Source organism: Kocuria rosea (assembly GCF_023715525.1).
GTDB classification, from domain to species: Bacteria; Actinomycetota; Actinomycetes; order Actinomycetales; family Micrococcaceae; genus Kocuria; species Kocuria rosea_A.
On the sequence record NZ_JAMBOG010000054.1, the window covers coordinates 1 to 1,065 of the forward strand.

The window sequence follows — 1,065 nt, forward strand, 5'->3', positions numbered from 1 at the left end:
GGTCCGGCACCAGGGTGATGGCGCGCCGGCCCTCCTCGGGGCGGCCGGTGAGGAAGATCGTGCCGGTCTCCGCGCAGGAGACGGTCGAGGACGTCACCACGGCGTCCACCGCGTTGAGCTCGCGCACCCCCAGGGCCGCGGGCTCGCGGGCGTCGCCGGGGTCCACGATCGCATGCCAGGCGGCGGTGTCCTCCGGCAGCCAGGAGGGGTCCAGCCCGGCGGGCACCACGTACCGGGCGGACGCCCCGAGCAGCTTCGCGATCCTCTCGGGGAGGGACGCGGCGGTCTCGTGGTGGACGCCGGCCTTGTAGTCGAGGAGCCGGTCCTCGAGCATCTCGAGGATCTCCTCGCGCGGGCGGTCCGAGGAGACGCGGTAGTCGCGCCGCACCTCGGGGGCCGCCGGGGCGTCGTGCAGCGCGGCGCGGATGCGGGCGAGGATCTCGGTCTTCGCGTCGGTGCTCATCGCCCGCTCTCCTCGTCGGCCGCGTGGTCCCGGAGCCCGTCCTGCTCGGCGCGCTGCTCGGCCTCGCCGGCGTGGCCGGCCCACCAGTTCCGGAAGGACTGCCTGGGCGGGGCGGGGATCTCCCGCTGCTCGGTCCAGCCGCCCACCACCCCGGGCAGCCAGGAGATCGCGCGGTCCCGGCCGGCAAGGGCCCGGCCCAGCGGGAGCCCTTTCTCGGCGAGCGCCACGCGCGTGCCGGAGGACAGGACGAAGGAGGCGCCCTTCATCATCAGGTCCATCTGGGACGGGGCCCGCGGCCCGCGCCGGGTCCGGGACGGTGCCGCGGCGGCGCCGTCGTCGGAGCGCTCCCCGTGCCGGGTGCGCACGTCCTCGTCGCGCAGGTGCACGAGGATCTCCGGGATGTTGATCTTCACCGGGCACACGTCGTAGCAGGCCCCGCACAGCGAGGACGCGTAGGGCAGGGACGCGTTCTCGGCGGAGGTGATGCCGGTGAGCTGCGGGGACAGGATCGCCCCGATCGGGCCCGGGTAGGTCGAGCCGTAGGCGTGGCCGCCGGTCTGCTCGTAGACCGGGCACACGTTCAGGCACGCGGAGCAGCGGAT

Annotated in this window: 2 protein-coding genes; both read right to left on the bottom strand. The window is 75.1% G+C overall.

All coding sequences use genetic code 11. The annotated features are described in order from the left end of the window. On the bottom strand, positions 1-463 hold a 463-nt coding region (locus tag M3185_RS16925; protein ID WP_251334839.1), incomplete at its 3' end, for a lactate utilization protein C. Next, on the bottom strand, positions 460-1,065 hold a 606-nt coding region (locus tag M3185_RS16930), incomplete at its 5' end, for a 4Fe-4S dicluster domain-containing protein (protein ID WP_251334840.1). The genes M3185_RS16930 and M3185_RS16925, both read right to left, overlap by 4 nt.